Below are 17,224 nucleotides of genomic sequence, written 5' to 3'. Positions count from 1 at the left end.
ACAAGACACCCCTTAGTCCGCCGCCTCCTCGCGGTACGCGGCGGCCTCCTCCAGGTCGAGGCGGCGGAGCAGCGTTCGCATCATCTCGTCGTCGATCCGGCGGGCGTCACGCAGCCGCACGAAGACCTCGCGCTCGGCTTCGATCATCTCGCGGGAGAGCCGCCGGTAGGTGTCGTCCGCGGTCTCCCCGGTGGCCTCGTTGACCGCCCCGAGCCGCTCCCACACGGAGTTCCGGCGCCGCTCCAGGACCGTGCGCAGCCGGTCGGCGAGGGGCTGCGGTAGGGCGTTGCGCTCGTCCGCGAGGAGTGCGTCGAGGCGTTCCTCGGCGGCCCGGGAGGCCTCGCTCTGGGCCTGCGCCTCGGCGAGGGTCTCGGCGTACCGGTCGCGACGGGGGAGCTTCAGGACCCGGATGAGCGGGGGCAGGGTGAGGCCCTGCACCACCAGCGTGCCGATGACGGTGGTGAAGGTGAGGAAGAGGACGAGGTTGCGGGCGGGGAACTCCACACCGTCCGTGACGACGGGGATGGAGAAGGCGATGGCGAGGGAGACCACTCCGCGCATACCGGCCCAGCCGACGACGAGCGGCGCCTTCCAGTCCACCCCCGGCTCGCGCTCCCGCACGCGTGTGGAGAGCCAGCGGGGCAGGAACGTCGCCGGGTAGACCCAGACGAACCGGACGACGACCACGGCCACGAAGACCCCGACCGCGTACCAGACCGCCTCACCGATGCCGTACTGGCCGAGGCCCTGGACGACGTACGGCAGCTGGAGGCCGATCAGGGCGAAGACGGCGGACTCCAGGACGAAGGCGACCATCTTCCAGACGGCCTCCTCCTGGAGCCGGGTCGCGAAGTCGACCTGCCAGGCGCGATGGCCGAGGAAGAGGCCGACCACGACGACGGCGAGGACGCCGGAGGCGTGGACCTCCTCGGCGGCCGCGTAGGCGACGAAGGGGATGAGGAGGGAGAGGGTGTTCTGGAGGAGGGAGTCACCGAGGCTGCGGCGGAGCCAGTGGATGGGGACCATGAGGATCAGGCCGACCCCGATCCCGCCGAGGGCCGCGAGGGCGAACTCCCCGATGCCGCCGGCCCAGCTGATGCCCTCGCCGACGGCCGCCGCGAGGGCGACCTTGTACGCGGTGATGGCGGTGGCGTCGTTCACGAGGGACTCGCCCTGGAGGATCGTGGTGATCCGGTTCGGCAGGCCGAGCTTGCGGGCGATGGCGGTGGCGGCGACCGCGTCCGGTGGGGCCACCACGGCGCCGAGCACGAGGGCGGCGGTGAGCGGCAGGTCGGGGACGATCACGTACGCGAGCCAGCCCACGGCCACGGTGGCGAAGAGGACGTAGCCGACGGAGAGCAGTGCGACGGGCCGGATGTTGGCCCGCAGGTCGAGGTAGGAGGAGTCGACGGCGGCCGTGTAGAGGAGCGGGGGCAGGATCAGCGGCAGCACGATGTGCGGGTCGAGCGTGTAGTCCGGTACGCCGGGGACGTACGAGGCGGCGAGTCCGGCGGCGACCAGGAGCAGCGGGGCCGGCACCGGGGTCCTTCGGGCGAGCCCCGCGATCGCGGCGCTCGCCGCCACCAGTGCCACCAGCTGCAGTGCGTCCATGCCCGTCCCCGTCTCGTGGCGCAACGTAACCTGGCCATCATGAGCGAGTGCCCACACGTTGCCGAAATGCCGCGCCCCGAACCGGCGCCGCTGGCCGTCACCTGCCCGGAGTGCCTGGCGGACGGGACGCATCCGGTCCAGCTGCGGCTCTGCCTGAGCTGCGGGCACGTCGGCTGCTGCGACTCGTCGGCGGGGCAGCACGCGACGGGGCACTTCTCCTCGACCGGGCACCCGGTGATGCGCACCTTCGAGCCGGGCGAGGCCTGGCGCTGGTGCTTCGTGGACGCCTCGATCGTCTGACGGCCGGGCCCTTCCGTACGGTCGCCCCCTTCCGTTCGGTCGGCCCTTCCGCACAGCCTGTCCGTCCATCTGTACGTCCGACGGTTCGACCGGCTCACGGTTGGGTACGTCACCCCTCCGCCGGTCGCGCGATTCCGGCCCCCGCAGACCTCTACCCACCGTCCGCACCCGTGGGCCTACCATGGGTGACGAGCGGTGGACGGGGGCCCTGGGGGCTCGCGGCGACACGGCGGGACGGATCGCGATAGCGTCACGGCGGACTGCGCAGCCCCCTGCGTACCGCCCGGTTCGGGGCCTCTCCCCCCGGACCCCGAATGAGCTTGTGCCACCTTGGAGGTGAGGGTGTCCCAGATCACAGGCGAGCCCGGGACCCAGGACTTCGTGGAAGTCCGGCTGCCCGCTGCGGGTGCCTATCTGTCCGTGCTGCGTACGGCCACGGCCGGCCTCGCGGCGCGCTTGGACTTCACCCTCGACGAGATCGAGGACTTGCGGATCGCGGTCGACGAGGCCTGCGCCATCCTGCTCCAGCAGGCCGTGCCGGGATCCGTCCTCAGCTGTGTCTTCCGGCTGGTCGACGACTCGCTGGACGTGACGGTCTCCGCTCCAACGACCGACGGCCGGGCGCCGGAGCGGGACACCTTCGCCTGGACGGTGCTGTCGGCACTGGCCGGGAAGGTGGAGTCGTCGGTGGCCGATGACCGTACGGTCTCGATCAGCCTGTACAAACAGCGCGGCGCGGGGCCAGGCCCGGCGTGAGGAGCGGGGACGCGACGGCCGGCATCCCTGAGCAGCAGGCGCGGCCGCATGAGGTCGCTACGGAGCAGGCGGACCAGATGAGCGAGCACGAGCAGCACCACGCGGTTCCCGGGACACGCGGCGCCTCGGAGGGCCCCGAGACCGCCGAGGCAGCCGGGGGCACCGAGACTCCCGGGGTCACTGAGGCAGCTGAGGCCGCTGAGGCCGCTGAAGCCAACGAGGTCACCGGGATCTCCGAGGAGACCAAGGCGGCCGACGCGGCCGACGCGGTCGAGGCCGCGGCGGAGACCGACCAGGGCGACGAAGCCGACGACGCCCCGGAAGCCCACGTCCCGGCCCCGAACGACCGGAGCGGCGCCCGCGCCCTCTTCGTGGAACTGCGCGAGCTGCCGGAAGGCTCCGCGGAGAAGGCGGAGCTGCGCAACCGGCTGGTCCGGATGCACCTGCCGCTGGTGGAGCACCTGGCCCGGCGCTTCCGCAACCGCGGCGAGCCGCTGGACGACCTGACGCAGGTCGCGACGATCGGTCTCATCAAGTCGGTGGACCGGTTCGACCCGGAGCGCGGGGTCGAGTTCTCGACGTACGCGACCCCGACGGTCGTCGGCGAGATCAAGCGCCACTTCCGCGACAAGGGGTGGGCGGTCCGCGTGCCGCGCCGCCTCCAGGAGCTGCGGCTCTCGCTGACCACGGCGACGGCGGAGCTCTCCCAGCAGCACGGCCGCTCCCCGACCGTGCACGAGCTGGCAGAGCGGCTCGGGATCTCGGAGGAGGAGGTCCTGGAGGGTCTGGAGTCGGCGAACGCCTACTCGACGCTCTCCCTGGACGTCCCGGACACGGACGACGAGTCGCCGGCCGTGGCGGACACGCTGGGCGCGGAGGACGAGGCCCTGGAGGGGGTCGAGTACCGCGAGTCCCTCAAGCCGCTCCTGGAGGACCTGCCGCCCCGCGAGAAGCGGATCCTGCTGCTGCGTTTCTTCGGGAACATGACGCAGTCGCAGATCGCGCAGGAGGTCGGCATCTCGCAGATGCACGTTTCTCGGCTGCTGGCTCGGACCCTGGCGTCGCTTCGGGAGAAACTTCTGGTGGAGGAGTAGGGCCGAGGCCCTACGGAGTGTCCTGGCCGGGGCGCCGGATGCCGAGCGCCTCGGTCGTGGCCGGGTTCACCAGGAGGACGAGCCCGGAGACGGCGAGGACGCCGAGGGCGATGCCGGCCGGGATCATCGCGCTGTTCGCCTGCAGCATCTGCCAGGCCACCGGCAGCGCCAGGATCTGGGTGATGACGGCCGGGCCGCGGCTCCAGGCGCGCCGCAGCCACAGGCCGCGGGCGGCGGCGAGCGGGATCAGACCGAGGGCGACGAGCGTCACCGCGCCGGTCAGGGCGCCGGTGAGGTCGCCGGTCTCGCCCGTGAGCGAGTTCACCAGCATGTACACGCCGCCGGCGACGAGCCCGAGGGCCTCGATGCCGGCCACGGCCGCCGCGGCGGCGAGGCGGGTGGGGCGGGAGGTCTGCTCCGTACTGCTGCTCATAAAGGGCAGGGTAGCCGGGGCGCCGACCGGGCCGGACAGGCCGGGGTGGACCGAACCGGGCGCCCGCCCGGAGGCCCCGGCGGGAGTGTCCGGTCCGTGGCCTGGGCTGGGATCGGTACCGCCGGGTAGGTACGCTGGCGCTCATGCGCGCACTTCTCGTGGTCAATCCGGCAGCCACCACCACCAGTGCCCGCACCCGTGACGTGCTCATCCACGCGCTGGCGAGCGAGATGAAGCTGGAGGCGGTCACCACCGAGTACCGCGGGCACGCACGTGACCTGGGGCGGCGCGCCGCCGACTCGGGGAACATCGACCTCGTCGTGGCCCTCGGCGGCGACGGCACGGTCAACGAGGTCGTCAACGGACTGCTGCACGGCGGCCCCGATCCGGACCGGCTTCCGGGGCTCGCGGTCGTGCCCGGCGGTTCGACCAACGTCTTCGCCCGCGCGCTCGGACTGCCGAACGACGCCGTGGAGGCGACCGGCGCCCTGCTCGACGCGCTCCGTGAGCGGCGGGCACGCACAGTGAGCCTCGGGCTCGCGGCGGGAACGCCGGGCACCGAGGACGAAGCGGTGCCGTCACGCTGGTTCACCTTCTGCGCCGGCCTCGGATTCGACGCGAGCGTCATCGGCCGAGTCGAACAGCAGAGGGAGCGCGGAAAGAGATCCACGCACGCCCTCTATCTGCGCCAGGTGTTCCGACAGTTCCTGGAGGAACCGAACCGGCGGCACGGCACGATCACCCTGCAACGCCCCGGCGCCGAGCCGGTCGAGGACCTCGTCCTCTCCATAATCTGCAACACCTCCCCCTGGACCTACCTGGGCAATCGTCCGGTGTACGCGTCCCCGGAGGCGTCCTTCGAGACCGCTCTCGACGTGCTCGGACTGAGCCGTCTCTCCACCCCGGCGGTGGCCCGATACGCCACTCAGCTGCTCACTTCCACGCCGGAGCGAGGGCCCCGCGGCAAGCACGCCGTAACTCTGCACGACCTGACCGACTTCACCTTGCATTCCAAGGTTCCCCTCCCCCTCCAGATGGACGGAGACCACCTCGGACTGCGTACGAGCGTGACGTTCACAGGCGTACGTCGTGCACTGCGTGTGATTGTGTGAGTGGAAGGGCCCAAAGTCCTTTCACTCGAACGTTTAGGCTGGCATCCACCCCTTAGAAGTACGGCTGTGACCTAGCCGACACCGAGGAATCAAAAAAAACTTTCCGGAAGGGGTTGTATCCGTTGCTGGGGTTTGGGAGTCTCTTCTTGGCGATCGGGACGGCCCGCAACACCGGCCTCCACTGAGAGCCAGAACCCCTCCTCAGCACCTGGACCACACCAGTTCATCTGGCAGTCGGCCCTTCCCTTGCGGGGGGATTCGTGAAAGCGTTCACATTCACAAGCAACCAGCTTGTAACACCCTAGAGAGGTAGCAGCCATGGACTGGCGTCACAACGCCGTTTGTCGTGAGGAAGACCCCGAGCTGTTCTTCCCCATCGGCAACACCGGTCCTGCGCTGCTGCAGATCGAGGAAGCCAAGGCCGTCTGCCGCCGCTGCCCCGTCATGGAGCAGTGCCTGCAGTGGGCGCTCGAGTCCGGCCAGGACTCCGGCGTCTGGGGTGGCCTCAGCGAGGACGAGCGCCGCGCAATGAAGCGCCGTGCCGCTCGCAACCGGGCGCGTAACGCCAGCGCCTGACCCCCCGCCGACAGCCTGAGCCAGCGGCGCATACATCGCGTATGCAATCACCGCCCTCGAGTCGCAGCGCGCAGCAGTAACCCACAGCATTCGAGCCCCGGACCGATCTCCTCGGTCCGGGGCTCGCTGCTGTATGTACGGCTCCAGTTCCGCGGCATTGCTTCTGCGGCTCCACTTCCGCGGAATTACTCCCGATCCTCTACTCCCGCGGCATTACTTCTGCGGCTTCACGGGGACGTCGAGGATGACCTTCGTACCGCGCTCGGTACCGGGGACCATGTCGAAGCTTCCGCCCAACTCCCCCTCCACCAGCGTCCGTACGATCTGCAGGCCGAGGTTTCCGGCCCGCTGCGGGTCGAAGCCCTCGGGGAGGCCGCAGCCGTCGTCCTGGACCGTGATCAGGAGCCGGGCGTCGAGACGGGGCTCGCCACGGACGGCGGTGACCTCGACCGTGCCCTGCTCACCCTGGGTGAACGCGTGTTCCAGGGCGTTCTGGAGGATCTCCGTGAGGACCATCGAGAGCGGGGTCGCGACCTCGGCGTCCAGAATGCCGAAGCGGCCGTTGCGCCGGCAGGTGACCTTGCCCGGGGAGATCTCGGCGACCATCGCGATCACCCGGTCGGCGATCTCGTCGAACTCGACCCGCTCGTCCAGATTCTGGGACAGCGTCTCATGGACGATGGCGATCGAACCGACCCTCCGCACGGCCTCGTTGAGCGCCTCGCGGCCACCCTCCGAGTCCATCCGGCGGGCCTGGAGGCGCAACAGGGCGGCCACCGTCTGGAGGTTGTTCTTCACCCGGTGGTGGATCTCCCGGATGGTGGCGTCCTTGGTGATCAACTCGCGCTCGCGGCGACGCAGTTCGGTGACGTCGCGGAGCAGGACGAGCGAACCGATCCGGGTGCCCTTGGGGCTGAGCGGGATCGCCCGCAGCTGGATCACCCCGCCGCTGCCCTCGACCTCGAACTCGCGCGGCGCGTACCCCGAGGCCAGCTTGACCAGGGCCTCGTCCACGGGACCGCGGGAGGGGGCGAGCTCGGCCGTGATCTGGCCGAGGTGCTGGCCGACGAGGTCGGCGGCGAGCCCGAGCCGGTGGTAGGCGGAGAGGGCGTTGGGCGAGGCGTACTGGACGGTGCCTTCCGCGTCCAGGCGGACGAGGCCGTCGCCGGCCCGGGGCGAGGAGTCCATGTCGACCTGCTCGCCGGGGAAGGGAAACGTTCCGGCCGCGATCATCTGGGCGAGGTCGGAGGCGGACTGGAGGTAGGTGAGCTCCAGCCGGGAGGGGGTGCGGACGGTGAGCAGGTTGGTGTTGCGCGCGATGACGCCGAGGACCCGGCCCTCGCGGCGTACGGGGATGGACTCGACCCGCACCGGGACCTCCTCGCGCCACTCCGGGTCGCCCTCGCGGACGATCCGGCCCTCGTCGAGGGCGGCGTCGAGCAGGGGGCGACGGCCACGCGGCACCAGATGGCCGACCATGTCGTCCTGGTAGGAGGTGGGGCCGGTGTTGGGCCGCATCTGGGCGACGGAGACGTATCGCGTGCCGTCGAGGGTCGGAACCCACAGGACGAGGTCGGCGAAGGAGAGGTCGGAGAGCAGCTGCCACTCCGACACCAGCAGGTGGAGCCACTCGAGGTCGGAGTCGCTCAGGGCTGTGTGCTGGCGCACGAGGTCGTTCATGGAGGGCACGCTGCGAGGGTACCTGCGGAATTGCAGGGGCGGTGAACCTGGATCTCCGGGCCTCCGTGTTGGAGGATGGGCCGGGAAGGACCGCGCTCATGTGGATGGACAGACAAGAATGGTCTAGTCCACAATGGCGCTACAAGCCTCCATCCTCCCCGCACAGGAGGATGGAACGAGGTACCCGACGCTCTCTGCCCTGACTGCGTCGAGACCTCCCACCACGGCCGAGGGACCGCACACCCCCGGCCGAGCAACTCCGGGCTGCGGTGCCGGACGGGTTGAGGGTCCCGTCAGGCGCCGCGGCCCGCGGGTGTTTCCGGGGCCGTTTTCACGCACTGCTCCCCAGGGGCCGTCGCCCCGCCCCCGACCTGCCGGGACATGCCCTGGAGTACGGCGCCGCCGAAGCGGACGCGCGGGCATCGGTGCCGGGTGACAGCTCCCCCGCCTCGACGCCCCGTGGATCCGGTCCTCGAAGGGCGTTGTCCGGGCTGCGATCAGGGGGTCCGCGCCGGGGTTCGAGTGGCTGGGGCCACGGGTGCGGCCGACGATGGGGACGGTGCCGTCCGCAAGGCGGAACAGCATGAGGAGAAGGCCTCCCCTCTGCTAGATTTGCACTTAGATTGGTCTATACCACATGGCCCTTCACCGGCCCCTCACCAGATCGGCAGGCACAGCGTGGAAGTTGTCATCGTCAAGGACGCCAAGGCGGGCGGCGAGCTCATCGCGGACGGCATCGCCGGCCTCCTGCGCCGCAAGCCCGACGCGCTGCTCGGCGTGGCCACGGGTTCGACTCCGATCCCGATCTACGACGCCCTGATCGCCCAGGTCGCGGCCGGTTCCGTGGACGCCTCGCGGGCCCGCATCGCGCAGCTGGACGAGTACGTCGGCCTGCCGGCCGGGCACCCGGAGTCGTACCGCTCCACCGTGCTCCGCCAGGTCGTCGAGCCGCTCGGGCTCTCCCCGGAGGCCTTCATGGGCCCCGACGGCTCCGCCGAGGACGTCCAGGCGGCCTGCGAGGCGTACGACAAGGCGCTGACCGAGGCCGGCGGTGTGGACCTGCAGATCCTCGGCATCGGCACCGACGGGCACATCGGCTTCAACGAGCCGTGCTCCTCGCTCGCCTCCCGCACCCGGATCAAGACGCTCACCGAGCAGACCCGGGTGGACAACGCGCGCTTCTTCGACAACGACATCGAGCAGGTGCCGCACCACGTCATCACCCAGGGCATCGGCACCATCCTGGAGGCCCGCCACCTGGTGCTGCTCGCCACCGGCGAGGGCAAGGCCGAGGCAGTGGCGCAGACCGTCGAGGGTCCGGTCGCGGCCCTCGTGCCGGCCTCCGCGCTCCAGCTGCACCCGCACGCCACGGTCGTCGTGGACGAGGCCGCCGCCTCCAAGCTGAAGCTCGCGGACTACTTCCGCCACACCTTCGCCGCCAAGCCGGCCTGGCAGGGCATCTGACCCCACACCGGCCGCCCGGTGACGGTCCGGTGACAGCGAAGGGGCCCGGCACCTGGTTCAGGTGCCGGGCCCCTTCGTATACGGGCGTCGGAGACGGCGGTCAGGAGCCGGTGCCGACCACGGCCTCGGCGGCCGCGCGGCCGCAGACGCGGGCCGCACCGTGCGTGGCGATGTGCAGGGCCCCACGGGGCTCCGCCTCGTTGAGGCCCATCTCGACCACGACGGTGTCGGGGCGGGCCGCGAGGAGGCCGTCCAGGGCCTCGGTCATCCACGGGTGGCGGTGGGCGTCGCGTACGACCGCGACGATCCGGCGCTCCCCCGCCGCCGCGAGGACGGCGTCCACGGAGGCCTCGGCGTAGGAGCCGGTCTCCGTGCCGGGCAGCAGGCGCTCCAGCTCCGCCGCGATGCCCCAGGGCGTCTCGTCGCCGACCGCGAAGTTCGCGACCGGGGTGAAGGAGGCCACGTAGGGAGCGCTGGCCACCGGTGCGTACGGCCGCTCTCCCCGGGTCACCTTCAGGGCCCGGCGGGCCGCCACGAGTCCGATGTCGGCGCCGGGCGCGGTCCCCTCCTGCACTGCCGCGCCCGACACCGATTCAGCCCCCCTGGCCCGGTGCGACTGGGTCCAGGCCGCCAGGGCGCGCACGCGCGCCGCGGCGTCGGCCAGCCGCTCCTCGGGCAGTTCACCGGTCCGTACCGCGTCGACCAGCGCGTCGCGCAGTCGCAGTACGGTGTCCTCGTCGCACAGCCCGCCGCCGACGCAGATGGCGTCGGCGCCCGCGGCGATCGCGAGGACGGATCCACGCTCGATGCCGTACGTCGCCGCGACGGCCTGCATCTCCATGCCGTCGGTGACGATCAGCCCGTCGAAGCCCAGCTCCTGGCGCAGCAGACCGGTGAGGATCTGCGGGCTCAGGGTGGCCGGGCGGTGCGGGTCGAGCGCGGAAAGCAGAATATGCGCACTCATGACCGCTTTGGTACCCGCGGCGATGGCGGCGCGGAAAGGTACCAGCTCACGGGCGTGCAGTGTGGCGAGGTCCACATCGATCCGGGGCAGCGCGTCGTGCGAGTCGACGTTGGTGTCGCCGTGTCCCGGGAAGTGCTTCGTGCAGGCCGCGACCCCGACGCCCTGGAGGCCGTCGACGTACGCCACGGTGTGCCGGGCGACCAGGTCCGGGTCCGGTCCGAAGGACCGGACGCCGATGACCGGGTTCTCGGCGTTGGAGTTGACGTCCGCCGAGGGCGCCCAGTTGAGGTCGACGCCGCACCGGGCCAGCCGGCGGCCGAGCTCGCGGGCCACGGCCCGGGTGAGCTCGACGTCGTCGACGCTGCCGAGCGCGTAGCTGCCGGGGAAGGACGAGCCCTCCTTGACCTCCAGGCGGGTGACGTCACCGCCCTCCTCGTCGATGGCGACGAGGACGTCGTCCCGCTCGGCGCGCAGCTGCGCGGTGAGCGCGGCGAGCTGATCCGGGCTGACGATGTTCCGGCCGAAGAGACCGACCGACGACAGCCCCTCGCCGATGTGGCGGCGCAGCCAGTCGGGGGCGGTGGTGCCGACGAAGCCGGGCTGCAGCACCGTGAGCGCGTCCCGGGTCAGGGTGTCCGAGCCGTGTACGAGAGTGGTCATGAGACGCCGTTATCCCTTCACCGCGCCGGCGGTCATGCCGCCGACGGCCTTGCGCTGGAGGAAGAGGAACACGATGAGCACGGGCAGGGCGAAGAGCGTGGAGGCGGCCATGGTGGCGCCCCAGTCGCTGCCGAACGCGGTCTGGAACTGGGTCAGCCAGAGCGTCAGGGTCTGCGACTCCTTGTCCTTGTTCAGCATGAGGATCATCGCGAACTCGTTCCACGCCGTGATGAAGCCGAAGAGCGAGGTCGACATCAGGCCGGGGGCGAGGAGCGGGAAGATCACCTTGCGGAAGGCCTGGCCCCGGGTGCAGCCGTCGATCTGGGCGGCTTCCTCCAGCTCGACCGGGACGGCGGCGATGAAGCCGCGCAGGGTCCAGATGGTGAAGGGAAGGACCATCACGAAGTAGACGAGCGTGAGCATCGGGATGCTGTTCAGCATGTCGTTCTCACGCGAGATCATGTACATCGCGATGACCATGACCTCCCAGGGGGCCATCTGCGCCAGCATCACGATCAGGACGATGCCCTTGCGTCCCTTGAACTTCATGCGGGCGATCGCGAAGCTCGCGGCCAGGGCCACGACGAGGGCGAGCAGCACGGCGCCGACGGTGACGAGGAGGCTGTTCTGGACGTACGTCCAGAACAGGTCGACGCCCGTCGCGGTCGTGTAGTTCTCGAACGTCGGGGAGAAGACGAAGACAGGGTCCTTCGTCATGATCTCGTGCTGCGGCTTCAGCGAGGACGAGAACATCCAGTACACGGGGAAGACGAACACCACCGCGATCACGAGGGCGCTGACGTTCTTGGCGACCGTGCCGACCGTGAGCGGCTTCCTGGTACGCAGCTTCTGCGGAGTCTGGGTGGTGGTGCTCACAGCTCCTCCTCCTGCTTCAGGATCAGGCGGAAGTAGAAGGACATGACCGCGATGAGCATCACGATCGTCAGGACGGAGATGGCGGCGGCGACACCGTAGTGGAACTGGCCGACACCCTCGATGTAGGCGAAGACCGGGAGGGTCTCGGAGCCGCGGTCGGGGCCGCCCTGGTTCATGGCGTAGACCTGGGCGAACGCCTTGAAGATCCAGATGATCTCCAGGAACGTGGTGATCATGAAGAAGGACTTCAGGTTCGGGAAGACGACGGCCCAGAAGGTCCGCCAGCCGCTCGCGCCGTCCATCTTGGCGGCCTCGTACAGCTCGGACCCGACGGTGGTCAGGGCGGCGTACATGTTGAGGGCGACGAAGGGGACGGAGCCCCAGACGAGCAGGATCAGGATGATGACGAGGGTGGAGAAGCCCGTCTCGAACCAGTTGTGCTGCTCGTAGCCCGAGAAGCCGAGCGTGCGCATGAGCCAGTTGACGACGCCGAACTGCTCGTCGAAGAGCCAGCGGAAGACGGTGACCGAGGCGACGATCGGCATGGCCCAGGCGAACATCAGGGCCAGCGAGAGGACCAGTCGCATCTTCTTGCCGAGGCGGTTCAGCAGGAGGCCGATGCCCGTGCCGATGGCCATGATCAGGGCCACGTTGACGGCGGTGAAGACGATGCTTCGGACGACGACCGTCCAGAACTCCGGGTCGCTCAGGAGGTCCGTGTAGTTGTCGAAGCCGGTCCAGACCGTCTCGCGGGTGATGAATTCCTTCCGGTTGATCGACTGGAAGGAGAGGATCACATTGCGGACCAGCGGGTAGAGCAGGAGCACCGCCATGGACAGCAGGGCCGGCGCGACAAGCAGATAGGGCAGCAGCCCACTCGGCAGGGAGCGTCTGCCGCGCGAGGGCTGAAGGACTTCCTTCGAGCCGGAAGGGGATGGCGGAGTCTGAGACTTCCCTGCCGCCCTCCCGGGCGCGTCCTGAGGAGCGGCGCTGGCCGTCCCCTGGGAGTCCACGGTCATGGTCTTATTCCTCGCGGTTCTGGGGCTCCCGCGCCCACCGGGGCACGGCCCGGGGGAGCGGGCCGCTGATCACTGCATCTCCGCTTCGCTGCGTCATCGCATCGCCGCGTCATTGCATCGCTGCACCACTGCACCCACGCGTCACCGCATCGGTGCATCACTGCAAAGCGCCGGTGGTGCGGCCGGTGCGAACCGGCCGCACCACCGGGCTGGGAATTACTGCTGGTTGATGCGCTCGTTGATGACCTTGTCGGCCGCCTCGCCGGCGGTCTTCGCGTCCTCGCCCTTCAGGACCTTGGTCATGAAGTCCTTGATCGGGTTCGGAGCGGTCTCGACGTTCGCCCAGCCCGGGGTCACCGGGGTGATCTTGCCGACCGGGGCCGCGAGGGCCATGGACTCGGCGAAGGACCCGGCGGCCGGCTTGAACTGCGCGGCGTCGTTGTTGGGAAGCAGCGCACCCTCGGTGGCGGTGGCGTACTTCGCCATGAAGTCCTTGCCGGCGGCGAGGGCCAGCCACTCCTTCGCGAGGTCCTTGTTCTTGGAACGCTCGGAGATGGCGAGGTTCGAGCCACCGAAGAAGACGGAGCCCGGCTTGTCAGCGGTCTTGCCCGGGATCGGGAAGTAGCCGAAGTCGGCCGTCTTGCCGGCCTTCTTCATGGCGTCGATCGCGCCACCGGCCTCCCAGCCGAGACCGATCCAGGACGCCACGCCACCCTTGGGGATGACGTCGGTGGACTGCTGCGGGGTCGCCTCGTCCTTGTCCTTCGGAGCGGTGGAGTAGGACGCCAGCTCCTTGTAGAAGTTCATGGCGTTGACGGCCTCGGGGGAGGACAGGTTGCCCTTCCACTTGTCGCCGTCCTTGACCGCCAGGTCGCTGCCCTCGTCCCAGATGAGACCGGCGAGGACGTACCAGCTCTGACCGGGCAGGTAGATCGCCTGGCCCTTGGGGTCGGACGCCTTGAGCTTCTTCAGACCCTCGATCCACTCGGCGCGGGTCTTGGGCGGGGTGACGCCGGCCTTCTTGTAAGCGGCCTTGTCGTAGATGACGACGCGGTTGGCGGCGTACCACGGGGCGGAGTAGAGCTTGCCGTCCAGCTCGCTGGAGGCGGTCATGCCCTTGTTCCAGCCGTCGTAGCCGAGCGCGGCCTTGTCGGCCGTCAGGTCGGCGAGACCGCCGGTGACCGCGTAACCGGCGGTCTGGGTGTTGCCGAGCTCCAGAACGTCCGGCGGGGTGTCCTCGGAGAGAGCGGTGGTGACCTTCTCCTGGATGCCGTTCCAGATCTGCTTCTCGACCTTGACCTTGACGCCCGGGTGCTTGGCCTCGAACGCCTTGTTGACCTCGGCCATCCAGGCGTCCGGAGCGGAGCCGTCCATGACCCAGACGGTCAGGGACTTGTCGCCACCGGCCGCCGGCTTGCCGCCGGTGGTCTCCTTCTTGTCGCTGTCAGAACCACACGCAGCGATAGAGACCATCATGCCCGCGACGCCGATCGCCGCGATGAGCTTGCGCTTCACGCCACCCTCCTCAGGGATGCTGCAACCCCTGCCCACCGCGCGAAGACATACGTCGGGTAGTGCTCGTGGGGCTGGGACCTGGTCTTTAATGGTTTAGACCAGTACCCGGAGCTTGGCCTAGACCTTTAGGGGTGTCAAGGGTGTATAAGAAGGGCAGTCGCGTCCGTTATCGGACCGACACCTGAGGGAGGGCGACGACCCGTGACCGGTCCGTGCCACCATGTGAGCCGCTACAGACGGAGGAGCCGGTGACGGCAGCAGCACAGGAGTCGGGAAGGCAGGCCATGGCCACGGACGCGGGCAGCACGGAGTCAGAGAGCGGGGTCGCCACCCGCACCGCGCGCGTGCCCAAGTACTACCGACTGAAGCGGCACTTGCTCGACATGACGGAGACCCTGCCGCCCGGCACGCCGGTCCCGCCGGAGCGAACACTCGCCGCCGAGTTCGACACCTCGCGCACGACCGTGCGCCAGGCACTGCAGGAGCTGGTCGTCGAGGGCCGCCTGGAGCGCATCCAGGGCAAGGGCACCTTCGTGGCGAAGCCCAAGGTCTCCCAGGCCCTGCAGCTCACCTCGTACACCGAGGACATGCGCGCCCAGGGCCTGGAGCCCACCTCGCAGCTCCTCGACATCGGGTACGTGACCGCCGACGACACGCTGGCCGGTCTGCTCGACATCTCGGCCGGCGGCCGGGTGCTGCGCATCGAGCGGCTGCGCCTCGCGAGCGGCGAGCCGATGGCGATCGAGACCACCCACCTGTCGGCGAAGCGCTTCCCCGCGCTGCGCCGCTCGCTGGTGAAGTACACCTCGCTGTACACGGCGCTGGCCGAGGTCTACGACGTGCACCTCGCCGAGGCCGAGGAGACCATCGAGACCTCCCTCGCCACCCCGCGCGAGGCCGGTCTGCTCGGCACGGACGTGGGCCTGCCGATGCTGATGCTCTCCCGGCACTCGCTGGACGCCCAGGGCGAGCCGGTGGAGTGGGTGCGGTCCGTCTACCGAGGCGACCGGTACAAGTTCGTGGCGCGTCTGAAGCGGCCCACCGACTGAGCGAGGCCGACCGCGCCCGGCCGATGCCGGGCGAACGCTCTCGTACGACATGAACGGCCGCACCCGGCGGGGGTGCGGCCGTTCGGCGTTCCCGGCGCCATCACCCAAGGAAAACGCTTCCGTTATGCGGACAGGGGTTCCGTGGAGCGTAGGCGTCCCCTAGATTTCCCCACCATTACCGAGGTGATCAGCGAGGGGACGAATCGCCATGTCAGAAGCGACACAAGGGAAACAACCGACCATCACCCCCCTACGGGTGGTGATCGCGCTCTGTCTGTTCGCGCCGTTCGTGGCGATGCTCTGGGTGAGTTCCTACGCGAAGACGGAGCCGCTCTTCGCCGGCATCCCGTTCTTCTACTGGTACCAGATGCTCTGGGTGCTGATCTCCACCGTTCTCACCATGATCGCGTACAAGCTGTGGCAGCTGGACCAGCGTGCCCGTAAGGGAGGTGACGCGCGATGAAGGACGTGACCGGCGTGAACGGCGTGGCACTCGCCGTCTTCATCCTGTTCTTCCTGGGCGTCACGGTCATGGGCTTCCTGGCCTCGCGCTGGCGCAAGGCCGAGAACGAGAACAGCCTCGACGAATGGGGCCTGGGCGGCCGGTCGTTCGGCACCTGGGTGACCTGGTTCCTGCTCGGCGGCGACCTCTACACGGCCTACACCTTCGTGGCCGTTCCCGCGGCCATCTACGCGGCGGGCGCGGCCGGCTTCTTCGCCGTCCCGTACACGATCCTGGTCTACCCGCTGATCTTCACCTTCCTGCCGCGCCTCTGGTCGGTCTCGCACAAGCACGGATACGTCACCACCTCCGACTTCGTGCGCGGCCGCTTCGGCTCCAAGGGCCTGTCGCTCGCGGTGGCGGTCACCGGCATCCTCGCCACCATGCCGTACATCGCGCTCCAGCTCGTCGGCATCCAGGCCGTCCTGGACGTGATGGGCGTCGGCGGCGGCGAGACCACCCACTGGTTCATCAAGGACCTGCCGCTGCTCATCGCCTTCGGCGTCCTCGCGGCGTACACGTACTCCTCGGGGCTGCGCGCGCCCGCGCTCATCGCCTTCGTCAAGGACACCCTGATCTACATCGTCATCGCCGTGGCGATCATCTACATCCCGATCAAGCTCGGCGGCTTCGACGAGATCTTCGCCAAGGCCGGCGAGGCCTACGCGCAGACCAACCCGGCGACCGGCAAGCCGCGCGGCACGCTGGTCCCCGGCGAGGCGGGCCAGTGGACGTACGCGACGCTGGCGCTCGGCTCGGCGCTCGCGCTCTTCATGTACCCGCACTCGATCACGGCGACGCTGTCCTCGCGCAGCCGTGAGGTGATCCGCCGCAACACCACGATCCTGCCGCTGTACTCGCTGATGCTGGGCCTGCTCGCGCTGCTCGGCTTCATGGCGATCGCCGCCGGGATCCAGGTCAAGAACGGCCAGCTCGCCATCCCGCAGCTCTTCGAGACCATGTTCCCGGACTGGTTCGCGGGCGTCGCCTTCGCCGCGATCGGCATCGGCGCGCTCGTCCCGGCCGCGATCATGTCGATCGCCGCGGCCAACCTCTTCACCCGCAACATCTACAAGGACTTCATCAAGCCCGACGCGACCCCGGCCCAGGAGACCAAGGTCTCCAAGCTCGTCTCGCTGCTGGTGAAGGTCGGCGCGCTCGCCTTCGTCCTCACCATGGACAAGACGGTCGCGATCAACTTCCAGCTGCTCGGCGGCATCTGGATCCTCCAGACCTTCCCGGCGCTGGTCGGCGGCCTCTTCACCCGCTGGTTCCACCGCTGGGCGCTGCTCGCCGGCTGGGCCGTCGGCATGGTCTACGGCACGGTCGCCGCGTACGGCGTCGCCAGCCCGACGCAGAAGCACTTCGGCGGATCCTCCGCCGAGATCCCGGGTATCGGCGAGATCGGCTACATCGGCCTCACCGCCTTCGTCCTCAACCTCGTCGTCACGGTCGTCCTGACCTTCGTCCTCAAGGCCGTCAAGGCCCCCGAGGGCGTCGACGAGACCTCCCCCGAGGACTACACGGCCGACGCGGGCGACGCTCCGGCCCGCAAGGAGGCCCCGAAGGTCGACGCCGGAGTGCACTGACCGTACGACCTGCAGGAAGGGGCC

General features: G+C 69.6%; 16 protein-coding genes. 9 read left to right on the top strand and 7 right to left on the bottom strand.

Annotated features, from left to right (window positions below; all coding sequences use genetic code 11):
- Window positions 1-12 precede the first annotated feature (12 nt).
- Window positions 13-1,611 (bottom strand): Na+/H+ antiporter, encoded by a 1,599-nt coding sequence (locus tag OG580_RS24275; RefSeq protein ID WP_267045780.1) that lies wholly within the window; start codon window positions 1,609-1,611, stop codon window positions 13-15.
- A gap of 39 nt (window positions 1,612-1,650) precedes the next feature.
- Here OG580_RS24275 and OG580_RS24270 point away from each other — a divergent pair, with 39 nt between their 5' ends.
- The 3 genes from OG580_RS24270 to OG580_RS24260 all read left to right on the top strand — a co-directional run bounded on the left by OG580_RS24270 (window position 1,651) and on the right by OG580_RS24260 (window position 3,761).
- Entirely contained in the window at window positions 1,651-1,911 is a 261-nt protein-coding gene (locus OG580_RS24270; protein WP_267045779.1) for a UBP-type zinc finger domain-containing protein, read from the top strand.
- Between the two features lie 342 nt (window positions 1,912-2,253).
- Window positions 2,254-2,667: an anti-sigma regulatory factor gene (locus OG580_RS24265; RefSeq protein WP_024761155.1), complete on the top strand. Its 414-nt coding sequence runs from the start codon at window positions 2,254-2,256 to the stop codon at window positions 2,665-2,667.
- Window positions 2,664-3,761: an RNA polymerase sigma factor SigF gene (locus tag OG580_RS24260; RefSeq protein WP_267045778.1), complete on the top strand. Its 1,098-nt coding sequence runs from the start codon at window positions 2,664-2,666 to the stop codon at window positions 3,759-3,761. The genes OG580_RS24265 and OG580_RS24260 overlap by 4 nt, the downstream gene beginning before the upstream one ends.
- 10 nt (window positions 3,762-3,771) lie before the next feature.
- On the opposite strand, the gene OG580_RS24255 is transcribed toward OG580_RS24260, so the two are convergent.
- Complete coding sequence (locus OG580_RS24255; protein WP_267045777.1) at window positions 3,772-4,194, bottom strand: hypothetical protein; 423 nt, start codon at window positions 4,192-4,194, stop codon at window positions 3,772-3,774.
- A gap of 143 nt (window positions 4,195-4,337) precedes the next feature.
- Here OG580_RS24255 and OG580_RS24250 point away from each other — a divergent pair, with 143 nt between their 5' ends.
- Window positions 4,338-5,306 carry a diacylglycerol kinase family protein gene (locus tag OG580_RS24250; protein WP_267045776.1) on the top strand — a complete coding sequence of 323 codons (969 nt, stop codon included), beginning with the start codon at window positions 4,338-4,340 and terminating at the stop codon, window positions 5,304-5,306.
- A gap of 318 nt (window positions 5,307-5,624) precedes the next feature.
- Window positions 5,625-5,882, top strand: coding sequence for a WhiB family transcriptional regulator (locus tag OG580_RS24245; RefSeq protein ID WP_003953983.1), 258 nt, complete (start codon window positions 5,625-5,627; stop codon window positions 5,880-5,882).
- A gap of 213 nt (window positions 5,883-6,095) precedes the next feature.
- Here the strand turns inward: OG580_RS24245 and OG580_RS24240 are convergent, their stop codons facing one another.
- Complete coding sequence (locus OG580_RS24240) at window positions 6,096-7,562, bottom strand: sensor histidine kinase (protein WP_267045775.1); 1,467 nt, start codon at window positions 7,560-7,562, stop codon at window positions 6,096-6,098.
- Between the two features lie 678 nt (window positions 7,563-8,240).
- On the opposite strand from OG580_RS24240, the gene nagB reads away from it, so the two are divergent.
- Window positions 8,241-9,026: a glucosamine-6-phosphate deaminase gene (nagB, locus tag OG580_RS24235; protein ID WP_267045774.1), complete on the top strand. Its 786-nt coding sequence runs from the start codon at window positions 8,241-8,243 to the stop codon at window positions 9,024-9,026.
- Between the two features lie 100 nt (window positions 9,027-9,126).
- On the opposite strand, the gene OG580_RS24230 is transcribed toward nagB, so the two are convergent.
- From OG580_RS24230 to OG580_RS24215, 4 genes are all read right to left on the bottom strand, one after another.
- Window positions 9,127-10,650, bottom strand: a complete 1,524-nt coding sequence (locus OG580_RS24230; RefSeq protein ID WP_267045773.1) for a glycoside hydrolase family 3 protein — start codon at window positions 10,648-10,650, stop codon at window positions 9,127-9,129.
- Between the two features lie 9 nt (window positions 10,651-10,659).
- A complete protein-coding gene (locus tag OG580_RS24225) occupies window positions 10,660-11,496 on the bottom strand; it encodes a carbohydrate ABC transporter permease (protein ID WP_267048106.1) in 837 nt (278 codons plus the stop codon).
- A gap of 26 nt (window positions 11,497-11,522) precedes the next feature.
- Window positions 11,523-12,545, bottom strand: a complete 1,023-nt coding sequence (locus OG580_RS24220; protein ID WP_267045772.1) for a carbohydrate ABC transporter permease — start codon at window positions 12,543-12,545, stop codon at window positions 11,523-11,525.
- 216 nt (window positions 12,546-12,761) lie between these two features.
- Complete coding sequence (locus OG580_RS24215) at window positions 12,762-14,060, bottom strand: extracellular solute-binding protein (protein ID WP_267045771.1); 1,299 nt, start codon at window positions 14,058-14,060, stop codon at window positions 12,762-12,764.
- Between the two features lie 284 nt (window positions 14,061-14,344).
- Between OG580_RS24215 and OG580_RS24210 the strand changes: the two genes are divergently transcribed.
- The 3 genes from OG580_RS24210 to mctP all read left to right on the top strand — a co-directional run bounded on the left by OG580_RS24210 (window position 14,345) and on the right by mctP (window position 17,200).
- On the top strand, window positions 14,345-15,109 hold the full coding sequence (locus OG580_RS24210; RefSeq protein ID WP_267048105.1) for a GntR family transcriptional regulator: 765 nt from the start codon (window positions 14,345-14,347) through the stop codon (window positions 15,107-15,109).
- Window positions 15,110-15,317: 208 nt separating this feature from the next.
- Window positions 15,318-15,572: a DUF3311 domain-containing protein gene (locus tag OG580_RS24205; protein ID WP_267045770.1), complete on the top strand. Its 255-nt coding sequence runs from the start codon at window positions 15,318-15,320 to the stop codon at window positions 15,570-15,572.
- Complete coding sequence (mctP, locus tag OG580_RS24200) at window positions 15,569-17,200, top strand: monocarboxylate uptake permease MctP (protein WP_267045769.1); 1,632 nt, start codon at window positions 15,569-15,571, stop codon at window positions 17,198-17,200. Before OG580_RS24205 ends, mctP begins: the two co-directional genes overlap by 4 nt.
- The last annotated feature ends 24 nt before the right edge of the window (window positions 17,201-17,224 follow it).

The organism is Streptomyces sp. NBC_00094, assembly GCF_026343125.1.
In the GTDB taxonomy this organism is placed as follows: domain Bacteria; phylum Actinomycetota; class Actinomycetes; order Streptomycetales; family Streptomycetaceae; genus Streptomyces.
This window is presented reverse-complemented; position numbering and strand designations above follow the sequence as displayed.